This is a genomic window from Mediterraneibacter massiliensis (assembly GCF_001487105.1).
GTDB lineage: Bacteria > Bacillota > Clostridia > Lachnospirales > Lachnospiraceae > Mediterraneibacter > Mediterraneibacter massiliensis.
On record NZ_LN913001.1, the window covers coordinates 2,042,570 to 2,060,715 of the forward strand.

Annotated in this window: 19 protein-coding genes and 2 pseudogenes; 4 read left to right on the top strand and 17 right to left on the bottom strand. The window is 39.7% G+C overall.

What is annotated here, in order from left to right:
* Positions 1–138: 138 nt before the first annotated feature.
* The 13 genes and pseudogenes from BN3282_RS13930 to BN3282_RS13985 all read right to left on the bottom strand — a co-directional run bounded on the left by BN3282_RS13930 (position 139) and on the right by BN3282_RS13985 (position 12,452).
* On the bottom strand, positions 139–3,108 hold the full coding sequence (locus tag BN3282_RS13930) for a leucine-rich repeat protein (protein ID WP_059070090.1): 2,970 nt from the start codon (positions 3,106–3,108) through the stop codon (positions 139–141).
* A 208-nt stretch (positions 3,109–3,316) separates the two neighbouring features.
* Positions 3,317–3,925 (bottom strand): recombinase family protein, encoded by a 609-nt coding sequence (locus BN3282_RS13935; RefSeq protein WP_059070093.1) that lies wholly within the window; start codon positions 3,923–3,925, stop codon positions 3,317–3,319.
* 407 nt (positions 3,926–4,332) lie between these two features.
* On the bottom strand, positions 4,333–4,899 hold the full coding sequence (locus tag BN3282_RS13940) for an ABC transporter substrate-binding protein (protein WP_242866645.1): 567 nt from the start codon (positions 4,897–4,899) through the stop codon (positions 4,333–4,335).
* A complete protein-coding gene (locus BN3282_RS13945; RefSeq protein ID WP_059070095.1) occupies positions 4,889–6,838 on the bottom strand; it encodes a recombinase family protein in 1,950 nt (649 codons plus the stop codon). The genes BN3282_RS13940 and BN3282_RS13945 overlap by 11 nt, the downstream gene beginning before the upstream one ends.
* A gap of 79 nt (positions 6,839–6,917) precedes the next feature.
* Positions 6,918–7,115: a hypothetical protein gene (locus BN3282_RS15245; RefSeq protein ID WP_059070097.1), complete on the bottom strand. Its 198-nt coding sequence runs from the start codon at positions 7,113–7,115 to the stop codon at positions 6,918–6,920.
* A 140-nt stretch (positions 7,116–7,255) separates the two neighbouring features.
* Positions 7,256–7,393, bottom strand: a pseudogene (locus tag BN3282_RS14805) (ATP-binding protein); the annotation flags it as partial.
* Positions 7,394–7,875: 482 nt separating this feature from the next.
* Positions 7,876–8,850 (bottom strand): alpha/beta hydrolase, encoded by a 975-nt coding sequence (locus BN3282_RS13955; protein WP_059070100.1) that lies wholly within the window; start codon positions 8,848–8,850, stop codon positions 7,876–7,878.
* An 18-nt stretch (positions 8,851–8,868) separates the two neighbouring features.
* Positions 8,869–9,627: a carboxymuconolactone decarboxylase family protein gene (locus tag BN3282_RS13960; protein ID WP_059070102.1), complete on the bottom strand. Its 759-nt coding sequence runs from the start codon at positions 9,625–9,627 to the stop codon at positions 8,869–8,871.
* Between the two features lie 14 nt (positions 9,628–9,641).
* Positions 9,642–10,163 (bottom strand): flavodoxin family protein, encoded by a 522-nt coding sequence (locus BN3282_RS13965; protein WP_059070104.1) that lies wholly within the window; start codon positions 10,161–10,163, stop codon positions 9,642–9,644.
* A gap of 14 nt (positions 10,164–10,177) precedes the next feature.
* Positions 10,178–10,531, bottom strand: a complete 354-nt coding sequence (locus tag BN3282_RS13970; RefSeq protein WP_059070532.1) for a cyclophilin-like fold protein — start codon at positions 10,529–10,531, stop codon at positions 10,178–10,180.
* A gap of 146 nt (positions 10,532–10,677) precedes the next feature.
* Positions 10,678–11,265 carry a flavodoxin family protein gene (locus tag BN3282_RS13975; protein WP_330382231.1) on the bottom strand — a complete coding sequence of 196 codons (588 nt, stop codon included), beginning with the start codon at positions 11,263–11,265 and terminating at the stop codon, positions 10,678–10,680.
* Between the two features lie 23 nt (positions 11,266–11,288).
* On the bottom strand, positions 11,289–12,161 hold the full coding sequence (locus BN3282_RS13980) for a DUF3737 family protein (RefSeq protein WP_059070106.1): 873 nt from the start codon (positions 12,159–12,161) through the stop codon (positions 11,289–11,291).
* Between the two features lie 18 nt (positions 12,162–12,179).
* Positions 12,180–12,452: a hypothetical protein gene (locus BN3282_RS13985; protein ID WP_059070108.1), complete on the bottom strand. Its 273-nt coding sequence runs from the start codon at positions 12,450–12,452 to the stop codon at positions 12,180–12,182.
* Between the two features lie 161 nt (positions 12,453–12,613).
* Here BN3282_RS13985 and BN3282_RS13990 point away from each other — a divergent pair, with 161 nt between their 5' ends.
* Together BN3282_RS13990 and BN3282_RS13995 are read left to right on the top strand one after the other, a co-directional pair.
* Positions 12,614–13,507 (top strand): LysR family transcriptional regulator, encoded by an 894-nt coding sequence (locus tag BN3282_RS13990; protein WP_059070109.1) that lies wholly within the window; start codon positions 12,614–12,616, stop codon positions 13,505–13,507.
* Between the two features lie 64 nt (positions 13,508–13,571).
* Positions 13,572–13,799 (top strand): type II toxin-antitoxin system MqsA family antitoxin, encoded by a 228-nt coding sequence (locus tag BN3282_RS13995; RefSeq protein ID WP_059070111.1) that lies wholly within the window; start codon positions 13,572–13,574, stop codon positions 13,797–13,799.
* A 125-nt stretch (positions 13,800–13,924) separates the two neighbouring features.
* On the opposite strand, the pseudogene BN3282_RS14000 reads toward BN3282_RS13995, so the two are convergent.
* A pseudogene (locus tag BN3282_RS14000) lies at positions 13,925–14,407 on the bottom strand (ABC transporter substrate-binding protein); the annotation flags it as partial.
* Positions 14,408–14,638: 231 nt separating this feature from the next.
* The gene (locus BN3282_RS14010) at positions 14,639–15,043 is read right to left on the bottom strand and encodes a NifB/NifX family molybdenum-iron cluster-binding protein (RefSeq protein ID WP_059070115.1); all 405 of its coding nucleotides are present in this window, start codon (positions 15,041–15,043) and stop codon (positions 14,639–14,641) included.
* 133 nt (positions 15,044–15,176) lie between these two features.
* Here BN3282_RS14010 and BN3282_RS14015 point away from each other — a divergent pair, with 133 nt between their 5' ends.
* Positions 15,177–16,295, top strand: coding sequence for a CdaR family transcriptional regulator (locus tag BN3282_RS14015; RefSeq protein ID WP_059070117.1), 1,119 nt, complete (start codon positions 15,177–15,179; stop codon positions 16,293–16,295).
* The gene (locus BN3282_RS14020; protein ID WP_059070119.1) at positions 16,285–16,587 is read left to right on the top strand and encodes a hypothetical protein; all 303 of its coding nucleotides are present in this window, start codon (positions 16,285–16,287) and stop codon (positions 16,585–16,587) included. The genes BN3282_RS14015 and BN3282_RS14020 overlap by 11 nt, the downstream gene beginning before the upstream one ends.
* 169 nt (positions 16,588–16,756) lie before the next feature.
* On the opposite strand, the gene BN3282_RS14025 is transcribed toward BN3282_RS14020, so the two are convergent.
* A complete protein-coding gene (locus BN3282_RS14025) occupies positions 16,757–17,098 on the bottom strand; it encodes a winged helix-turn-helix domain-containing protein (protein ID WP_059070121.1) in 342 nt (113 codons plus the stop codon).
* A gap of 4 nt (positions 17,099–17,102) precedes the next feature.
* Positions 17,103–18,143, bottom strand: a complete 1,041-nt coding sequence (locus BN3282_RS14030) for a sulfate/molybdate ABC transporter ATP-binding protein (protein WP_118977235.1) — start codon at positions 18,141–18,143, stop codon at positions 17,103–17,105.
* Positions 18,144–18,146: the final 3 nt, after the last annotated feature.

The following is an 18,146-nucleotide window of genomic DNA, read 5'->3' on the forward strand; positions in this document are numbered from 1 at the left end:
GTCTTATTCAATTTTCAAGTGTTAAATGAGTGCCTTTCAGTTAACACCCTGTTAAAAGCGGTTTTGCCTTGTAAATACAGTGTTTTCCGCTTAGTAATGTCTCTTGTTTTTGGTGCCCCCTTGTTAGATAACGGGGGCTTATCTGCTCTTTCTACGTTTGAATAACAGTACCGTTATCACTCCTGCAAGGAAAATGACTGCCACTATACTCCACAATAAGACATTCGTGCTGTCGCCTGTCTTGACTGCCGTATCTGGCTTTGTCGGAGTGGTCGACTGTTCCTCTTTGTCTTTAACTGTAACAGTAATCGTCTTTGTCGTGGAAGCTCCGTCTTTATCCGTTACCTTGTAGGTTACTTCATAAGCGCCTGCTGTATCGGTCTTGACTTCGTTTTTGATGACTTCAATATCTTTTGTAATATCTCCGTCCTCTTTATCCAAAGCTGTTACACCTGCCATAACATCAAAGCTGTCTCCAACGGTCAGCTTCTTATCCTCTGCTGTTATCATCGGTATCTGATTGACTGGTATGAACGCTGGAACGACATTCACAGCGATTTTTACCTCTACACTCTGATAGTTTGCTGTATCTTCTGGCGTATAGATTGCTTTAAATGTCTGTTTTCCTAACTCATCAGCTTTCTGTGTATCATCTGTCCATGCAAAGCATGATGGAAGTTCGATAGAAGATAATGCTTCGCCTTGCTTGATGATGAACGTTTCTAGTACAGGTATTTGGGGTACGGCTTTTGTAATCTCAAAGATCTTTTCTGCTTCTGCGCCGTTATAGTTGGTATCTTCCGCAACGCTGGCTACCACTTTATAGCTTCCTGCATTGATAGGAGCGGTATCAAGTTTGTTCCAATTTTCTCCGTCTTTTACATACCATGTGAATACTACAGCATTGCCACTCCCTGTCTTTTCAACTGCTGGCTTGGATACTACTTTTCCATCGTATGTTTTATCCATGTTCTTTGTTGTGATTTCAATATTACTTTGTATTTTATTAACCGTAAAAGGTACAGGAAAATTTGTCTTGACAACATCTCCGTTTAGTTCTTTCTTTGAAGTTACTTCGAGATAATAATAATATTCTCCGGCGTCTTTCCCTTTTTCTATTTGTAATGATGTTGAAGTTGCTCCATCAATCTTTTTTCCCTTTGAAGATAAATTTTCTTTGTTGGCTTTATACCATTGATATGTATTTGTCTGTCCATCTATCTCACTCACAGAAGCAACGATTTCAGCTTTATTGTATCCATATTCAACATTGTTTCCTGTGAATGTTACGCTTGGTTTTTGAACAGGTTCGGAAGTTACGACATCAAATAAATACGCCGTATCTGTAGTACGATCTGGATCGGCAACTCCAATTTTTGTGTGTGCTGATTTATAAAATAATTCCCATTGACCGCCAGATTTCGGGCAACTATATCCATAAATTTCAAGTAGATAATATCCATCGCCATAATTTTCTTTTGAGTAATTTCCAGTATTTGTTCGTTCATGTTCGGCTCCATTGACTGTGATTGTATTTGTAACCTCCGGATTATCCCAAAGGTTATATCTTCCAAACCCCTCTTCTTCCATACGAGGTCCTAATTTACCGCCGTTCCATACGTCAGTCCATTCATATTCAAATTTAACTTTGACATCAGCATTTTCTACTGATTCTATCGGGTGTGAAACATCAACACCTATCGTATGTTCCTTAGCATTTGATAAGTTTAATTTTGGATAGGTATCTTCTGTTTCGATTACTTTTCCATCTACTATGAATTGAATAGTCGGTTCTTGCAAAACATAAGAAGCGGAAAGGGTTAATTCATCTCCAGATGGTTTTAGAATTGTTTTATCCGTCAAAACAGTATCATCATAAATCCAGCCGCCTGTATATCCAACAAGAACATTTCCATCTGTTTCTGGTATAACATAATTTTCATCTGTATACCAGTTTCCGTCTTGCCCTTTGCAAACATTGACTGCCTGTCCCCAAAGTTTCTTTTCTGTCTTTACAGTATCATAATAAAGCATAAATTCATAAGTTAATGAATTAGAATAAGCGTTGCTTCCGCTAGGTTTAAAAGATTTTTTTGCAGAAAAATTGCTAAAAACCGTTAATCGTTTCCCCAATCCATAATCATCTCCCTTAAATGCTCCTCCATCATATGTATTCGCATTACCTGTTTGAACAAATATCGTCGTAATATTAGGAGAATTATAAAATGCTTCACTGCCAACAAATGTTACTGAAGCTGGAATAGATACTGTTGTATTAGCAGGAAAACCAGTACACCCTTTGAAACTCTGTCGCCCAATAACTTCTAAATTTTTTGGCAATTCAAATATCGTACCCGAATTTCCGTTAGTGGTACGAACAAACTGTAAGCCCATACACCCGTTGAATACACTTCCACTATCTGTACTACCAATATTTTTTAATGTTTCTGGAAAAATAACACCTGATAATCCCGTACAGCCATTAAAAGCGCTTTTACCTAAGGTTTCAAGTTTGGTATAGGATAAATCTAATACACCTGTTAAAGACGTACAAGACATAGCCGCCTGACTATTTATTGTTGTAAGGTTCGCAGCATTTGAAAAGTCAATATCCACAACAGTGTATTTATCCGTATATGTCTTATCACCATCATAATTATAGTTGGTGATACACTTTTGACTTTGTTTTTGAGATGACCAGCTATCCCTAAAGCCATCATTATAAATTGTGGTTACATTATTTGGTATAGTTAAAGCCAGACTTAAAACCTTTCCATCTGGATTATTCTGAGCATACCAATCTTTAGAAATTCCATAGTATACTCCCCCTGTAATAATCATTCCCTCTGTTGGGACTTCTATAATTCCATTTGTATCAATGATGGAATTAGAAATTTCTTGAGTATTATTATCTGATAAACTCTGTGTTAATGCTTTTGGGGTTTCTTGATGTTCGATTTCCTCTGTTGAAACATTCGTTTCAGAATTATCATTCATATGTTCTGGTGTCTGTGCATAAACTACATTACCACTACACGGAAAGACGGTTAATATCATAGCTCCCGCCAGTAGAAATAAACAAACTTTTTTTAAGCTTCTTTGTTTCATTTTTTTCTGCTCCTTTCATAATTATTCTCAAAAGGTACACCTTTTGCAAAAGACATAGACTAGATAGAGTTATCATTCAAAATTAAAAAATAACGGCTTTAAAACCGTTTCAAACGACAAAATCATTGAAAAAATAAGCGTTTTCAGCTATACTGTAAATGATATAGCTGACTATCAAAAGGTGTACTTTTTGATAGTTCAGAACAGATTACCTTTCCTGTAATAGGCGATATTCCCTTAATTTCCGATAGAATGTAGCTTCGCTCATTTTGCATACGTCTAAGACTTCTGACAGAGGAAGTCTTTTCTTTTCCCATTCATGAATAAGTTTCCCGAAGTTTTCTGGAAGCGTGATTGCTGGTCTGCCGAATTTTACGCCTCTTGCTTTTGCCACTGCTATTCCTTGTGCCTGTCTTTTTCTGATGTTCTCACACTCATTTTGTGCCACAAAGGAAAGTATCTGTAATACGAGGTCGGCAATGAACGTCCCCATTAAATCTTTACCGTTTCTAGTATCTAGTAAGGGCATGTCTATGACGCATATATCAATCCCTTTTTCTTTTGTCAGTATTCGCCATTGTTCCTGTATTTCAAGATAGTTTCTGCCTAAGCGGTCAATACTTAAAATATAGAGTAAATCACCCTGTTTTAGCTTTTTCACGAGTTTTTTATATTGCGGACGTTCAAAACTTTTTCCCGACTGCTTGTCTATGTATATATTCTTAGAAATCACATTCCTTTTTGATAGTTCGACAATCTGTCGCTCTTCATTCTGGTCTATACTTGAAACTCGTACATATCCATAAATCTCTGCCATTCTTTATCACTCCTCCTTTGTCATGGACATAGTAAAATATCATAAACAAAAAAGCATCTTACTGTAAAAGTAACATGCTTCGTTTGAAAAATATTCTGCTGTCTTATTTGTGTTCCATTTCTGCCATCGAGAAGATACGACTTATCCCACAACTTGTAAAGAGTGCTGACGCATTGCGTTACAAGCGGCTCTTTCATTTGTTATGATTTTCCTTATTTTCTTTTGTTTATTTTACTGATAGATACTGTATTTATATGGCTTTTCTCGATTTACTATCTCTTTTTATAATAAAGAGAATTTATCTTCCTGCTAGAAATGTATACCGCCAGGCATATATACAGTAAAGAGCCGCCGCACGATTTTATGCGGTAGCCCTTTTTGTCATGCGCTATATAGAACTACAGGGTCTATTTTGCAGTAGTATTGTTTGCTTTCTCGGCAAACTCCGTAGTGACAAGTTCTTTATAAGGAGCTCTTTTGCTTAATTCTCCGGCACTTTCCAGAATATCCTGCAATAAGTCAAAACTACTTTCTTCAAAGATCAGATTATCTTTCCATGTGTCCTGTTCATAATACCGGGTAACAATCGTCGTGATCGTTTCCAGATCAGTCTCCGGGAACTGAGGTTCTATGGCTGCAGCGATTTCTTCCGGTGTATGAGACTGCACATAGTCCATTCCTTTTTGTAGGGCATTGGTAACTCCCTGTATAACGTCCGGATTTTCTTCTATATAGCTTTTCTTTGCACTAAAAGCTGTATAAGGCACATAACCACTGTCTTCTCCTAAGGACGCTACTACATACCCTTTTCCTTCTGATTCCAATGTGGTAGCCCCGGGTTCAAACTCTACTGTGAAATCTCCCTGACCTTCCGAAAAGGCGGCGGCAGTAGAGCCAAAATCAATATTCTGATTAATCTCCAGATCACTCTCTGGATCAATACCGTTCTCTTTTAAAATATACTCAAATACCATCTGTGGCATGCCGCCTGTCGCCACAATTACAATGTAAATAATTGTCCGATAATTGTTCAGAAGTCATTTGAGCCGGTAAATCCGGCAGATATTGATGCATCAATACCGTAATCTCTTTTTTTGTTTTCACAATATTGTAAGGTTTCAGCGGATTATCCGTATCTTCCAGAATCCCTAATTCTTTCATCAGATGGATATAAGGCAAGATACTTTGTTTCGTTTTCTTAAATCCCAATGCTGTCATATGTTCTGACAAGTATTTTGCAGAGGTATATCCACATTCATCTTCTATAATCAACTTCATTACAAGAGCGATTACAGTATTTTCCCGGCGATTCATCTCATCAGCAGGACTGTAATTGATTAGATCAGACAAACCATATTTTAAAGTGATTTCCGGCATTCCCTCTTTATCTACGTCAATTCTCTCAATCAACAGTTCAATATCTCTTCGGTCAAGAGTTCCACCTGCAATGATTTTATCAACTACATCCAATGCGTTTCTCAATTTGTCTTTTACATCCGGTGTTTCTATAGTAGTTTCGTTCAGTTCTTTTTCCTGCATCTCCAAACCATGAATCTGAGCCAATAAATCTTTTTGTAAAGAGTCATAAGTTTCATGGATCAAATCCTTATTTCCAGATGCTATGGATAAATCTTTTATTTTTTGTGTTAAAAGTACCTTCAGTTGATTTTTTCGGTTTTGAATTTCTTCCTGAATGTCCTGTCGTTTTTCTGCCAGCGTTTTCTTTTCTGCCTCAAAGTCCCTCATATCATATGTGGAAATTACTTCACAAAGCGCTTCTCTGCACAGTTTAATATAATTCAGCACATCTTCCATCAAATCATTTTCCTCAATCAGATGCGCTTTCTCACAATACCGCCTACCTTTCGTATTATAGGTAGTACAAATATAATATTTTCGTTCTCTGCTGGATGTTTGACGCTTAATCGGTGTCAAACGACTTCCACAATCTTTACAAAACAAACAGCTTCCAAAAGGATTGGGGATTTCTGAACCGATCCATTTCCCCCTGCTTCCACGATAATTCGTGCGATTACGCTTTTCCTTTAATTCCTGTACAAGAGTAAAGGTGGCTTTATCAATAATTGCCGGATGATGATCTTCAAAAATACACTGTTCTTCTTTTGGAACACGTTTATCCTTTCCATGTACTGTATTTCTGGCACGTTTTCTCAAACGAAAAGTTCCAATGTAAAAATCATTATCTAATAATTCCTTTACCATGCTGTCAGACCAAACGGTTGCAACTTTCTTTTTGCTTATGCGACCTTCTTCAATTTCTCGTTCTCGCTGTACCATAGAAGGCGTTGGGATACCCTGGTCGGTCAAATAATTTGCTATTTTGCGATACCCGGATCCTGAGATATAAAGATCGTAAACCATTTTAATAAATTCTGCCTCTTTGGGAACAATTTTGATGATACTTTTGTCTTTCGTATCCCGACAATATCCAAAAGGTGGTTTTGTCATAAGCGTACCTTCTTTTTGTCTAGCTCCAATCGCTCTTTTGATTTTCTTACTGGTATCTTTTACATAACGCTCATTGAACCATGTTTTAATTCCAATGGTGTCGTCGCTGGAATCGAAAGAATCGTAATTATCATCAATGACAATGAGATGTTTTCCCCGTTCCTGAAATTCATCCAAAAGCAAAAGAACCTTCGCATTATGTCTGCCAAGACGAGAGAAATCTTTCACATATACGGTATCAATATCTTTATCTAAATCAGCCATCATCTGTTGAAATCCAGGTCTGTCAAAAATATAACCTGACACTCCGTCATCTTCATACCATCGGTCAATAACCATTCCATGGTCGGCTGCATACTGATTGATAATTAACTTCTGATTTTCTATGGAAACATAATTTCGCTTATCGTCATCTCTTGAAAGACGCACATATCCAGCATTCATGTCCTCATCCTTTCTGAAATATTATTTATAGAATAATGTAATATAATAAGGGCGAGAGAATGTCTCCCGCCCAGAGAAATTACTGATTGATTTCTTTTATATGGTTTCGAATCAACGCTTTTATTCCATTATGTATATTTTTATCCGGCTGCCCATCCGCAAACGTGACAACCCGAAAACCTATTTTCGTATATTTCTCCTTATCTGCCTCAAAGTCTTCTGAAGATGTATAATCTGTTTGCCACAGGTAATATGTAGGTTTCTGCAGAGCTATCACACTCTTTCTATTTCTGATGTCTATACTAAGATATAAACATCAGATTGTTTTTGTGCCTGTCTGCTCTATAATATTTTCAGTCTGCCTTGATTCGGCAGTAGCAAAAAAGGTTTTCATTTTCCCCATTTTTTCATGGGCAATAATTGTTTTATCGGAAGATTGGTCGTTACGATCAATGGTCTGCCAGATCGATATCTTCGGTCAATTACGCTGAATACAATTCCAAGAGCATACTCAGAATTTCGTTCTGTGCCAAGATCATCCAAAATTAAAAGCTCATTTTACAGGGTGCAGAAAGAAAAAATTTTATAAGAGTAAGATCCACCCATGTTTAACGTTATCGCTTTTCCGCTTCCGTTCACCTTATGGGTTTTCTCTTGATGGGGAGTGACAATTCCCCATACCCTTGCTTATATCATTGGCTTACAAAAGAATTTGTTCGCATTACCATGTGTATTTTCTAATAGAAAAAGACATCCAATTACTTATTGAATGCCTCAAAATAGAATTATGTTAATTATGATTTTTTGCTGCGTGCACCTCCGGTGTAGCTAATAAAAAAGTGGGTGTGGGGAGGCGACCGTTCCCCAGCAAGATAAAACTCCGAAATATTACTTATATGGAAGAATGGCGATATGGTAATACGGGGTGGATCTTGTTTTCTCGATTTGATGACACATATTTAGAATAAATGAAGGTCTCTCTATCATTGTGGAAAGAGAGACCTTTTGCTTGTATTGTTTATTTTTCAGTTTTTTGATTAAAGATTTTCTTCAAAGAATTCTTTCATCTTTTCAAAAGGAATTACATCCATCCGATCATACAAATCTGTATGGACAGTATCCGGAATAATAACGAGTTCCTTATTTCCACCTTGAAGTTTTGTAAAGGCATCCCGGCTGAAATAGCAGGAGTGTGCTTTCTCGCCATGAATCATCAGCACGGCACTGCGAATTTCATCGGCGTAAGCAAGGATCGGCTGGTTCAAAAAGGACATACACCCGGTTTTATTCCAACCGCCATTGGAGTTCAAAGAACGGGAGTGGTATCCACGGGATGTTTTATAATAGTCATGATAATCCTTTACAAAGAAAGGAGCATCTTCCGGCAGAGGATCGATCACACCGCCGCCCAACTCATAGCTTCCGTTTTTATAATCTGTAATTCTCTGTGCATTCAGTATTTTTTTCTTTTCGTAGCGTGCATCAGGGGTGTTCTCGGAATCAAAGTAACCTTTTGCGTTTACGCGGCTCATATCATACATAGTAGAAGTAACAGTTACTTTAATGCGGGTATCCAGTGCGGCAGCATTCAATGCCATGCCGCCCCAACCGCAGATGCCAATGATACCAATCTTTTCCGAATCCACATTTTCCTGTACGGATAAGAAATCCACTGCCGCCATAAAATCTTCTGTATTGATATCAGGGGAAGCCATGTATCGTGGCTCGCCGCCGCTTTCTCCAGTATAAGACGGATCAAAGGCGATGGTAAGAAATCCTCTTTCTGCCATAGCCTGAGCATACAGTCCTGAGGATTGTTCTTTTACTGCTCCAAAGGGTCCGCTTACTGCAATAGCGGGAAATTTTCCCTTCTTATCCTTTGGTTCATATAAATCTGCCGCCAGTGTAATTCCATAGCGATTCACAAAAGTAACTTTCCGGTGATTTACGTTTTCACTTTTGGGAAATGTTTTATCCCATTCAGTTGTAAGATGTAGTACAGTTCCTGTCATTTCATTTTCCTCCTGTTTTTAGCAAATAGCGTTTGTATAATCAGTTTCGTCTACGGGCTCCAGCCATTCGTTTGCAGTTTCTTCTCCTGGAACTTCTATGGCAAGATGAGAAAACCAACTGTAAGGAGTCGCTCCATGCCAATGTTTCACTCCGGCAGGAATGTTTATCACATCTCCGGGAAACAGTTCCTGCGCTCTTTTTCCCCATTCCTGATAAAAGCCCCTGCCGCTGACACAGATTAAAATTTGACCGCCGCCCGTTTTAGCATGATGGATATGCCAGTTGTTTCGGCATTCTGGTTCAAAGGTTACATTATAAACACCTACCTGTTCCGTGGAAAGCGGAGCGAGATAACTCCGCCCGCTAAAATACTGGGAATATGCTTCATTTGGCTGCCCGATGGGGAAAATCATGGATGCCGCATGAGCCTCCTTTCCACCGGCTTTAGCAGGGGATTCCGCCCAGACCTCTTTCGCCATGCGGAATGCCGCCCACGCTTTTGACCATCCAACATAAAAAGCTGCATGAGTCAGAATTTCTGAGATCTCTGTTTTGGTGATGCCGTTATTTTTCGCACTTTCCAAATGATAACGGAAAGAAGAATCCGTTAATCCCTGCGCCAGCAATGCAGTTACCGTGACCAGTGATCTGTCCCTCAAAGAAAGCTGGTTTGTTCTGTTCCAGACTTCACCAAATAAAATATCATCATTTAACTGTGCGAATTTGGGAGCGAAATCTCCCAATGCTTCTCTTCCTGCGATTTGCTTGATTGCCATTTCTTATCCTCCAATCATTTCAGCTTTTTTCCAAATTCACGAAGATCATTTAATTTTTCTTCTGCCTTATTTTCTTTTCCGTATGCGGAAAAAATCCCCATATCCTCCAGCTTCAAATAGTTCAGAAAAGCGTTTTGGTATTCATAGATAGCGCCGCAGTATACATGATTGCTTTCGGAACTGAGGAACAATGCGGCTTTTTTCAGGTTTTTTGGTTTATCCAAAGCGTAAATACGGTTAATCGCACATTGCAGCTGTCCTGTAAAGCTGAAATAATAGACAGGGGAAGCAAGCACGATCATTTCCGCTTTCTCAAGAAGGGGATAAACCTCCTGCATATCGTCCTTCTGAATGCAAACTCCGTTCCCTTTGGTGTGACAGTATTCACAGGCAAGGCAGCCTGCGATTTTCTTCTGACAGACATTCACAACGCTTACCTTGTGCCCGCTTTGCTGTGCACCATCTGTAAATGCTTCTACCATAGCCGAAGTATTCCCATGAGGTCTGGGACTGCCGTTTAATACTAATATTTCCATGATATACACTCCTTTTATTCGATGGATACCGTTACCGTAACATCGCCCTTACCAAGTAACTGGCGTAATTCTTCCGCATCTACATTCTCAATTTTTCCAATCTGTGTCAGATTCCACGAATTGGTATCGTAATAGATCACCAAGGTTTTTCCCTGATACAGAATGATATCGCCTGCCTGTGTGTGCATCTGTTCATTGTTTTGCGGCAGCACTGTCCCAAGATCAGCGCCTTTTTCCATTCCTGCATAGTCCGTCATATGAAGTGTCAGCGATCCGTCTGCAAGCAGCTCTTTTAGTGCATCTACAGAAGAATTTTCTTCCAGAACAACTGAAAAAATATGGTCTCCAATTTCAAGCTTCATTTTCATTGTGTTTTCCTCCTTCTGCGTTTCTTCTTTCTCTGTGCCGGGTTCCCCCGATTCTTTGTTGTCAAAAGAGTTAAGGTCTGTATGAGTGCTGTCTGCTGGTTCATGTTTTGGAGTAGCGATGCTGCTGCAAGCAGTCATCGTAAGCATCAGTAGAAGAAGTATGGTGATGAATCTACACTTCTGCATATACCTCCCTTAAACTGTTTTCCCCATTTCATAAGCCTTTTGTAATGCCGGATTTCCCTGTATTGTGCCAATGGCTTCTGCACCCCCGCCAATACTGTCCCACTAAGCCTGGAGTTTGGAAAACAATCGATCCAACCGGAAATTCCTTTAATTGCTCCATCCATAGCACTTTCTTCTGTTTCTGCCGCTGATGCAAGAAGGTAAATATCACGGAATTGATAGTCGGAGTCATACAACGGGTTTGCCCGATCCAACATCGTTTTCATCTGTCCGCACATCTCATAGTAATAAATCGGCGTTGCAAATACAAGAACATCGGCTTTACGCATTTTTTGTGCAATGACATCTGCATCATCGTGAATAACACAGCAATGAGACTGTAAGCAGGCAAGGCAGCCTTTGCAAAATCCAATGGTCTTGTCATACAGACATATCTTTTCTGTTTGATGTCCAGCTTCCTTTGCTCCACGGATAAATGCATCTGCAAGTGTTTCAGAATTTCCGCCCCTTCTGGGACTTGTTGAAATCACTAAAATATTCTCACTCATATATCTACTGCTCCTTCCAAATATTAAGCTGTTTTGTTCATGGATTCTCCAGTTTTGTTTTGACTGGCAATCACAATCTCTCCCTTTGCCTTCGCATCATCCAAAATGATTTCTCCCAAATCAGGCACCATAATCCGTCCGGACAGCGGATTTTTAATGCTGTCAACCTTCGTTGCAATCGTCGCCTCTACCTGTGAGTTCTCAAATGCTAAATCCGTCTCCAGCATTTCGCAGTTAATCAGTTTCAGATTTTTGCAGTAGCAAAGGGGCTGTGTACCGATAATTTTACAGTTAATCAGTGTTAGACCATCGGAATACCATGCCAAATATTCTCCCTTTATGGTGCTGTTTCGCACTGTGATATTTTTTGCATGCCAAAATGCATCTTTTGTGTCAAACACACAGTTTTCAAAAACAGAATCGGCGATATACTGAAAAGAATATTTCCCTTTCATACGAACATCACGAAAAGTCAAATGGTCAGAACGCATCATAAAATATTCGCTTTCAGCGGTGCAGTTCTCCATTTTAATTCCTTGTACCGACCAGCCAAATTCCGGAGAGATAATATCGCAGTTTTGAATTGTTATATCAGCGCATTCCCGGAATGCTTTGATACCATGAAACTTACTATCTGTTACTGCCACATGTTCGGAATACCACAATGCTGCCCGACAACCTTCGGTCAGTTCCGAATGACGGATGGTAAGTCCGTGATCATGCCAGAAAGGGTAGCGTAGATTGAAAAAACAATCCTCCACTTCTATTTTGCTACATTCCTTAAATGCACTTTCTCCGTCTGCCGGACCATCAAATGCGCAGCTTCTGACCAAAAGCTGATTGCTTCCATAAAGAGTACGCTCTTCATCAAAAGTTTGGTTTTCAATTATTTTCATACTATGATTTCCTCCTTATCATTGATTTGGTCGAAAAGAACAGCGCCCGATTTGAAACACCAGATAATCAAGACAATCAATCTGTTTTTGCCCCTTGTGTACTTGATCGAGAAGTCCTTTTCGATGATTTTCCAATCGTTTTAGCAGCTCCTTTTTTTGCCCTGAATCTAAACAGGCAAGGCAGCAATCAATCGTTTCCTGATTACATCCGGCATCTTTTAGATTTTCTATGATTGCTTCTTTTGAACCATATGCAATCAACTCTTCCAGTTTTATATCTTTGTAACCCATATGGATAACCACCACCAATCTGCATTTTTCTCTTTCTAATCTCATTATAAAAAGCAAAAATAGAAATAGCAAATACTTATATATTATAGCTTTCTATAGTTGATACCTATTAAAAAATAAGATATACTATAATCACCATATTAAAAAGGAGGGGCTCGGTTATGGAACTGCGTGTACTCACTTATTTTCTTGCCGTTGCAAGAGAACAAAGTATTATCAAAGCTGCGAAATCGCTACATCTTTCACAGCCCACCCTTTCCACTCAGATTAGAGCGTTAGAGGAGGAACTGGGAAAACAATTACTGATTCGTGGATCAAAGGGAACAAGAAAAGTGACACTTACCGAAGAAGGGATGATACTCCGTAAACGGGCAGAAGAAATACTGAGCCTTGTACAAAAAACAGAACGGGAAATTTCTGCCTCTGATCAAATGATTTTGGGGGATGTTTATATCGGAGCCGGCGAAACCGATGCTGTCCGTTTTATAGCAAGAGCTGCGAAAGAACTCTATGAATCCTATCCTGGAATCCGCTACCATATCTCCAGCGGCAACGCATGTTTTGTAAATGAGCAACTGGATAAGGGATTGATTGATTTTGGGATTGTATTTGGAAATGTCGATCCCACAAAGTATAATTCAATAGAATTTCCATTCAAAGATACATGGGGTGTTTTGATGAGAAGAGATTCCTCATTGGCTGCAAAAAAAACGATTCAACCGGAAGATTTATGGGATAAGCCATTGATTATTTCAAATCAAGATGACAGCAAAGCTATTTTAACCGCCTGGATTAATAAAGAACTCTCTGAATTAGAAATTATAGCAACTTACAATTTGCTGTTTAACGCCTCCCTGATGGTGGAAGAGGGATTGGGTTACGCCATCGGATTGGATAGAATCATCCATACTGGCGAAAATAGTAAATTATGTTTTCGACCTCTTTCTCCGCAAACCGAAGCAGGTATGCATATCATTTGGAAAAAATATCAAGTGTTTTCTAAAGCGTCTGAAAAATTTTTAGAAAAATTAAAATTGCAACTGCTGAAATTATAGAAGATTACCCCGATACAAAGAAATTTGAAGATGATTTAAAGACTCGAAGAAAGAGGTGATGGATATGTGTATGTATTGTAAGAATAGTACCACTGTCAATAGCACAACAACACACGTCGTAAATTATAAAAATTGTATTATTGTAATTAAAAATGTTCCATGCCTTGAATGTGATCAGTGTGGAGAAAAATATTATACAGATGAAGTTGCTGAACGCCTTGAATTGATTGTTGATATGGCGAAAAAATTAATGCAGGAAATTGCAGTTATCGATTATCCACAGGTGGCTTAATAATTTTGGCGGAAATATCATTGCTGGTATTTCCGCCACTTCTTTTTATATACTCTTCACACTATTCATTCTATCCACCCAGTTACACAAAATCACAATACTCTCTAAATTTACATTGATATATGAATGCCGCCTTTTCGACCTCCAAGTACAGTTGTTCCTTTGACATCTTTCCAAGTAAAATCCAAAATTTCTTCTCTTGCCACGAGAAAATTGCCTGCCCGCTGTGTTAACTGGGCAAAGTTCACAACATAGTCATTCGCGCCCTCATTATATGTGTAGATAGAAGACTCTGATCCCATAAAGCCAATATCCGCTTCACCGGAAATAACCGCTGTCATTGTTTTGTCTGCTCCAAATCCACAAACAAGTTCCAGATCGATCCCTTCTTTTTCAAAGTACCCTTCTTCAATGGCAATATACATCGGGGCGTAGAAAATAGAATGAGCCACCTCGTTTAATGTAACATCGATCATTTTTTCTTTTTCTCGGCTGCCAATCTCGCCGGAAGTTTCTTTGACATCCTCCTCTTTTCCAGAGGCGCATGCGCACAAGAGTGTCATCGTAAGAGATACAGTCATTAAAGCGGTAAATATACGCTTTTTCATAAACTCCTCCTGATAAAGCAATTCTTAATACTATATGACGGAAAAGCAAAAGTGTTCTTCTCCTCACCGCCTGCTTCCGCTCCCTTCATGACATAAAATATCCCGGTATGGAACAATCCCTTAGCATGCGCAGCACGCCCGCCTACAAGGCCTGTATTGCGATATGCACGTGTGAGCATAAAGGGTACTCTTTTTTGTTCCTATACCGGGTTTTGCATTGTACTAACAGCTTTATTTGCCTGTACAGCCATGTTTATCTTCACCGCAGTGGTGACTGCCGCAGGCTTCTCCCTCTGCATGGTGATGATGACTGCAAGTCGTATCTGGATCAAAATTTAACTTGCCGTCCAGAAACGCTCTGATGTTCTCATCTGCGTCTCCGGATGCGCCCGGATACAATTGAATTCCGGCTTCTTGGAGTGCTGTGCGTGCGCCTCCTCCGATTCCTCCGCAGATAAGTACGTCTACTCCATTTTCCTGCAAAAATCCTGCAAGAGCACCATGCCCACTTCCATTTGCATTTATCACCTGTGCCGCCTGCACTTTACCTTCCTCTGTCTCGTATACCTTGAATTCCTCACAATGTCCGAAATGCTGAAAGATCTGTCCGTCTTCATAGGTTACTGCTATTTTCATTAAAATCTCCTCCGTTCTTATTTGTCTTCTATTTTATTATAGCACTGTAAAATATTTTTGCAATTTTCTATGGTATTTATTCTCTTTTTTCTTTATACTCTTTTATAGAGGTTTCTAGAAAAGGAGGAATATTATGCTTTCCAGTATTGATCATGACCTGGCACAGCAGATTGTAAACACTGTAAAAGATGTCTGTGGACATGACGTCAATTTTATCGACTGCTCCGGGATCATTTTCGCAAGTACCGATATACAGCGTATTGGTACATTCCATGAAATCGGCCGAAAAGCGGCCCAAATAGGAAATATGCTGGAAGTTGACACAAATACAGAATTTTCCGGCACGTACAAGGGAGTGAACCTCCCTGTCCACTACAAGGACGTCATCATTGCCGTGATCGGTATCAGCGGAGAGCCGGAAGAAGTCCGCAAATTTGCCTATCTTGCAGAACGGATCACCCGACTTCTTATCCGTGAGCAGGAAGTCAACGCATTTTCCAGAACACAGGCAGAAAAACGTCATTATATCCTCCATGCCCTCATCGGTGGAAAACTTGAGAACTATGACTATATCTTACATTGTTTAGAAGAAATGCATATAGGAAAGGAAAGCGAAAAACGGATCCTTATCATCCGGCTCAGTACCGCTTACCGTCCAGACAGCCTTCCTGTAATGGAACAGCAGATCTTGGATCTGTTTTCCCGCACGCGGACTGTACTGTATACGTATCATTATCCCAACGAATATCTGGCCTTAATGGAAGAGGACTCTTTTATCCAGTATACAGACGATCTGCAAGCATTTGCTGACAAATACGCTGACTGTTTGTGTCTGGCAGTTGGAAAAGCCGTCCGGGGTATTTCTCTATCAGAGTCTTATTCCAGTGCTATAACCGCTTTAAATAGTCTATCCGATACCAAACTGCATTTTGCTGTTTTCGATCATCTCACATTGGAACTCTTTTTATCTTCCTTGACGCCTGAAAACAGGAATGCCTATTTAAACCGGACGATCTTTCCACTGACAGAGGCAGAACTGTCATTGCTCTCCGTCTATTTTGAGAATGATATGTCTCTTTTACAGACTGCACAGCAGCTTTTCCTCCACAAAAACACACTGCAGTATAAACTGGATCATATTTATAAAAAATGTGGTCTGAATCCCCGCAAATTCCGTGATGCGGTCCTGCTCTATCTGGCAGTGAAAATACGCACAGACTACACAAAAAAGGAGACACAAAATGATCGATAAAACACTAATTCCCGTAGGCGGGTTAAAAAAAGAACCTTTCTCAGGCAGCCACAGCGGCATGCGGTATTTTTTTCAATGTGATGAAAGCAAGGAATCTTTTACTGTCTATATTTATCCAGAGCCCTGGTCCTTTGAAAAGACCCCGGACGCGGAAAAAGAAAACGCTTCTTTTCCATTAACCGAAGAAGGCATGGACAATGCGATTGCCTGGCTGCATGAGCAATTTGAGGCACAAAAAGAACGGTGGGTCTCCGCTGCAAAAGAAGCAATGCACACCGTTCTGGCAAAATGATTTTCTTTTTATTTTTTACTTTATTTCTTTTTAATAATGTTTAGAATTTCTTCTAATTCTTGTCACAACAGATTCATATTTTCCTAGTATTCTGAATATATGAAAACAGAAGGCAATGGCTGTGTCTGCAGTCTGCGATGCAGTCATTGGCCTTCGCCTAAAGTATCGATCAGTTCAAACGATATTCCGGAAAATAGTCCTGGAATATTTTTTTTGTATATTCCTGCACTTCTGCTTCCATTTTCTCATACCGCTTCATAAGCGAGAGTCCTTTTTCTGTAATTTTGCACTTTCCGCCCCTGCTGCCGCCATGCTGACGACTGATCAGTTCATATCCCAGTTCTTTTTCTGCCCGGTTAACGATCTTCCATCCTTTGCTGTAGGACATCCCCATCACACTGCACGCTTCTTTCATGGATTCTGTCTCTTGGATCCTGGCAAGAAGCATGGTAAGTCCTGGACCAAACACCAAATCTTCATTATAAACTTTAACTTTTACCAATGGATACAACTTATCATTCCTCCAACAGTAATATTTTCCCCGGATCCACTGTCACAAATTCCGGTATCTGCCTGTCGCCGCGTTCCCTCTTCATCCACATCGCTTTCTTTGGATCCTCCGCGTTTTGAAAGAGTAAGATCCACTCAAAGGGAGCTTCTGATCTTTCTCCCGATCGTATTCGGATCCGGTTTTCACATGTCTCAGAAGAACCAACAGGCAAAAAATCATGCGCCCGGATCCCTACATATGCCAGCTTCTGCGGTATGCTTCCCCTTACCTTCAGTTCCACCCCCCAGTCTATAGCATATACAGTATTTTCCTTTATCTGTTTCGCTTTAGATATATTCTTACATCCTGTCAGTCTAGCTGCCAACATTTTCCTTGGACGCGCAAAAAGTCCCTTTGTGTCTCCACAGATCAGATTCACGCCCTCCCCCATAACCATCGTTTTATCACAGAGCCGGTATATTTCATCCCGATCATGACTTACAATGATCGTGCATCCTGTAAAATTCTTTAGATGTTCTCTTAATTCCAGCTGGAGTTCTTCCTTTAAATAACTGTCCATAGCAGAAAATGGTTCATCCAGAAGTAAAATATCCGGCTCTGACGCAAGTATCCTTGCAAGCGCTGTTCTTTGTTGCTGACCACCGGATAATTTATAGGGATATTGTTTTTCCAGACCCTTGATCTGAAATTGTTCTAAGAGCTTTTCTACTTTCTTTTGTTTTTCTTCTCTTTTTCCCTGAATTCCCATTGCTATATTCTCTTTTACAGTCATATTCGGAAAGAGCGCATAATTCTGAAATAAATATCCAACCTTTCTTTTCTGCGGTGTCATATTCGTTTTGGATCTGCTGTCATAAAATACGGTTCTCTCTGTTTTAATCCTCCCGCTGTCCAGCGTTATGATCCCTGCTATAGCCTTTAATGTCATACTTTTTCCACAGCCGGAAGCACCGAGTATCCCCAATATTTCTTCCCTCATGGCAAACTGCATGTCAAGAGAAAAATTCTTCAGTTTTTTTTGTATGTCTGCTTCTAATTCACGCACTGC